Genomic DNA, 4,249 nt, shown 5'->3' with positions numbered 1-4,249 from the left:
TTGTTGTATTCATTCCCCCATTGAGGGGGGTTAGGGGGGTGTGCCTTTCTCAATTTGTTTTTATCATTATTTACTCATTTCGGTATTTTCAGGATTGACAGAAAAAAAGCAAAGGAATATAGATATTTGTTCTTGGGAGGTGATGCTTTAATTTTTTTACTCAAATTTTTTAGAATTTAATGACTTATGGTTTTTAGTATACTTTTATGCAATGAGGTAATGATGAAATTATTGGAGGGGGATATACCGTGAGTAGCCGAGATATTGAAAAAATTGAAAAGATTCAAAGCGATCGAAAAGCAGCCAATGAATTTTATTCACAAAATTCAGAAGTGTATCGGTCATTTGTGAGCATGGAAAGAAAAACCTATTCTAATGGAGAACTGGAAAAAAGGTACAAAGAGATGATCGCTATTGGGATTTCGATCATCATCAACTGCGAATCGTGCCTGGAGTGGCATATCAAAGAAGCTTTGCGGTCTGGAGCATCGGAAAAACAGATCATTGAAGCCATTGAAGTGGGAATCGAGATGGGTGGAGGACCAGCAACAGTTTCTGCCCGATTTGCCATGAAGGTTTTGGAGTATTATCGACAAAATACCTTGATGGCTTAAAGCGAACTCATGCAATTAATAAACCGAATGGCCAGTTCTTTATATACTAATAAGATCTTTATGGAACAAGGACAATTTTAATGACATCATTGTTCTCTTTATCCAAAGCTAATTGAAAAGCTTCTCCAAGGCTTTCAAGTGGAAATACATGGGTAATAAAAGGCTTGGTTTGAACCTTTCCGGATGCCAAGAGGGAAATGGCTTGTGGATAATTCCGGTAGAGATTGTTGGCCGAAGTGGTAATTATTCTTTCTCCAGCTAAATCGGTGGGTTTTATCGTTATTTCATCTTCAGTTGTGGCTACGAGAACCAAGCGACCAAAACGATTTAGCGAGCGGAGGGATTTAGTAATTGTTTTTCCTGTTCCAACTGTATCGATAATAACATCAGCGCCTTTTTGGTTGGTGAAATCCTGTATTTCTTTTTTTAAATTATCTTGATTAATTTTTCTGGCCTCTCTAATACCCAACTGATTGGCAATGTTGAGTGGTTTTTCTCGAGTGTCAAGAACCATTACCTTGCCAGCTCCCAAAGTGATTCCCACCTGAGCAACCAAGAGACCTATGGCACCGGAACCAACAACAACCAAAGACTCTCCTATGGTCAATCGGGATCTATTTATTGCATGAATCGCAACCGCCAAACCATCGAGCTGGGTAGCTTCAATAAATGAAACATGTTCTGGCAAAGAGAAAATTTTATCCTTCCAAATCGGCATATATTCACTGTACCCTCCAGGTGCATAATCCACCTCTTTCCAGCGACCATCATGGCCGATATGGTGTTGAAAAGCGCACAAATTTGGGAGATTCCGTAAACAAAACTCGCACACACCACAAGATTTAAAAGCGAGGGCACCCACCCGGTCTCCTTCTTGCCATTCGGATGAATGGGTACCAAGCTGAGTGATGGTTCCGGCAACTTCATGGCCGAGAATCGCTGCCCCCGGGGTTGGTTCGTTAAACCCCAAGGTATGCAAAGCCCAGGCATTTTCTCCGTAATAATAACGGATATCACTTCCACAAATCCCGCAGGCTCCCACTTTCAACAAGATTTCGTTCTCTTTGGGTTCGGGAACCGGAATTTCTTGAAGAGTTAAATTTTTATAACCATAGAGCACACCGGCTTTCATGGTTTTAGGAATATTCATTATAATCCTCCTTTATTTGTTAGGTGTTGATAATTTTTTAAGGGATAAAAGATTTTACTTAAAGAAAAATTAGCCTAACCTTTCAAGGCCCCAAGAGTTAATCCTCTAACAATATATTTATGAATAAAAATTGTGAGAATGAGGACCGGTAAAGTAATCATTGTTGCAGCAGCCAGAAGTCCTCCCCAGGCAATTTCTTCATAGGTCATAAAGTTAAAAACGGCAATTGGTACCGTTTGGGTTCGAGGGCCAGAAAGGATTAAGGAAAAAAGGAATTGGTTCCAGGAAAACACAAAAGAAAGAATAGCCGAGGTAATGACTCCATTTCGAGCCAGAGGCAAAGAGACATATTTAAAGACGTTGACCTTAGAAGCTCCGTCTATCTCAGCAGCCTCCTCCAGTTCATAGGGAACTTCTTCAAAAAAAGTGGACATCAGTAAAACTACAATTGGCATATTCACAATCAAGTGGGCTAAGGTAAGACCGGTATATGAATCTATCAGTCCCCATCGCCGAAAAGTAATAAACCAGGGCATCAAATAGCTGACAAAAGGAACCATTCTTGAAACAGTGAGTAAAAAAACACTGGTTCGCATTCTAAATCGGGAAATTGAATATCCAGCCGGGATTCCAACTAAGAGAGCGACCAAGGTTGATAGAGCTGCAACCACAAAACTGTTCCACATATAGAGCCCAAAATTATGTTGAGTTATGACTTCTATATAATTTTTTATATTGGGTTCAAAGAAAAAAACTGGCGGAGAAGAGATAATCTGAAGTTGAGTTTTAAATCCACCTGAAATCATCCAGTAAAATACAAATACAGTTGGAATAATTATTATAAATAAGCCAAGATAGAACAATAGAGACTTTAAAAACTTCATGATTTTTCGTTCCCTCGTTTGGTGAGTTGATAGAGAATAATATTAAAACCAAGTACTATGGCAAAGAGGATGACCATCATTGAACTGGCATAACCCATATTAAAATAGAAAAAAGCAGTATTATAGATGTAAATATTCAGATTTTCCGAGGCAAATCCTGGTCCTCCTGCGGTCATTACGTAGATAATGTCAAAAACTTTGATGACATCCCAGGAACGAATCATGGTTGCGGCTATAAGGGTTGGACCCATCAAAGGAAATATAATTCGACGAAATATTTGCCACTTTGAAGCACCATCAATTTGAGCAGATTCAATTGGTTCTCTTGGTAATCCCTCCAAACCAGCCATACAGATCAAAACGACCAGTGGTGTCCATTGCCATATGTCAACGAAAGCTAATGAAGGAATGACCAAATGAGGTTTTGTCAGCCATTCAACTGGTTGGACTCGACCTATCAGGGAAACAAAATAATTGATGACACCCAAGGTGGGATCATACATATTCCGCCACACCAGAGCAATAGCTACCGGCGTAGCAGCAAAAGGAAATACAAACAGAGCTTTAATAAAATTCTTTCCCCGAAATTCTCGGTTAATATACAAAGCAATGAAAAAGCCAGCAACAATTTCAATACCTAAAGCTAAAATAGTAAAAACGATTGTTACACGAATTGAATTCCAAAAACGAGGATCGCTAAGAGTGGCAATATAATTGCTGAATCCTTCAAAACGTGGTAATCGGGTAGCGCTTCCGTACCAGGAATGAAAACTTAAATAAAAGTTATAAGCTAAGGGGTAAGCAATAAGTATTCCTGTTAAAGCAAAAGCCGGGGATAAAAGTATCCATTTTAAGGTTGTATTTCTTTTTAACACGAATACAAAGACCTCCCTATTGAAACGCCAATAAAAGTGGATGGGATTTCCCATCCACTTTTAACGAATAAATAATTGGAACTTTTAATCACGTGCTTCTATAGAGAGTAGTCTTTGGATAGCACTTGGAATAAGAGGTTCGATGTCTTCACCAGATATGGCTGATACGATAATATCTCCAACGACATCCCGAGCTTCAGGAACATTCACGACCGGTGGATTCCATACGGGGTTACCAATTTCATAGCTGATGGTGGTAGCTTCTGTCCAGTCTGGATAAGCGTTTTCGGCAAGAAAAGCTTCGCTTTCCCAAGAACTATTCCGTGGGGAAGGTATCCCGGCTAAGTGGGCTTCAAGAATGTTTTCCTTATTGGTTGCCCAGAGAATAAATTGCCAAGCTGCCTCTTTCTTTTTCGAGTTGGAATGGATAGCAAGATCCCAGTGAGAAACGTGTGGTAAACGAAGATTGGTTGGCCCAGCAGGAATTACCGAATAACCGACTTTCCCGACGATTTCAGATTTTTCAGGATCTTCATAAAGAATATTAAAATTGTTGGCATCATAAATCATTGCCGCTTTTCCAGTCATGAAATAGGAAGTACTTTCATACCAATGAATGTCGGTTGCTCCTGGAGGACCATATTCGCGTAAAAGTTTTCCATAAAAATTGAAAGCCTGAATGGCTTCAGGTTTTCCTAATGCCCAGTTTCCTTCAGCATCTTTCCA

5 protein-coding genes are annotated in these 4,249 nt (G+C 39.6%); 1 reads left to right on the top strand and 4 read right to left on the bottom strand.

Features of this window, described 5'->3' with window-relative positions:
* The first annotated feature begins 248 nt into the window (after positions 1–248).
* Positions 249–614: a carboxymuconolactone decarboxylase family protein gene (locus PLK24_RS09020; protein ID WP_324478362.1), complete on the top strand. Its 366-nt coding sequence runs from the start codon at positions 249–251 to the stop codon at positions 612–614.
* Between the two features lie 58 nt (positions 615–672).
* On the opposite strand, the gene PLK24_RS09015 is transcribed toward PLK24_RS09020, so the two are convergent.
* The 4 genes from PLK24_RS09015 to PLK24_RS09000 all read right to left on the bottom strand — a co-directional run.
* Entirely contained in the window at positions 673–1,764 is a 1,092-nt protein-coding gene (locus PLK24_RS09015; RefSeq protein ID WP_324478360.1) for a zinc-dependent alcohol dehydrogenase, read from the bottom strand.
* A 74-nt stretch (positions 1,765–1,838) separates the two neighbouring features.
* Positions 1,839–2,648 (bottom strand): carbohydrate ABC transporter permease, encoded by an 810-nt coding sequence (locus PLK24_RS09010; RefSeq protein WP_324478358.1) that lies wholly within the window; start codon positions 2,646–2,648, stop codon positions 1,839–1,841.
* Complete coding sequence (locus tag PLK24_RS09005; RefSeq protein ID WP_324478356.1) at positions 2,645–3,523, bottom strand: carbohydrate ABC transporter permease; 879 nt, start codon at positions 3,521–3,523, stop codon at positions 2,645–2,647. Before PLK24_RS09005 ends, PLK24_RS09010 begins: the two co-directional genes overlap by 4 nt.
* 84 nt (positions 3,524–3,607) lie before the next feature.
* The coding region (locus PLK24_RS09000; protein WP_324478355.1) for an extracellular solute-binding protein at positions 3,608–4,249 on the bottom strand (642 nt) is incomplete at its 5' end.

Origin of the sequence: Atribacter sp. (assembly GCF_035418125.1) — a bacterium.
Taxonomy (GTDB): Bacteria; Atribacterota; Atribacteria; order Atribacterales; family Atribacteraceae; genus Atribacter; species Atribacter allofermentans.
Note: the sequence above shows the minus strand (reverse complement) of the source record. Positions and strands in the feature narration are given on the sequence as shown.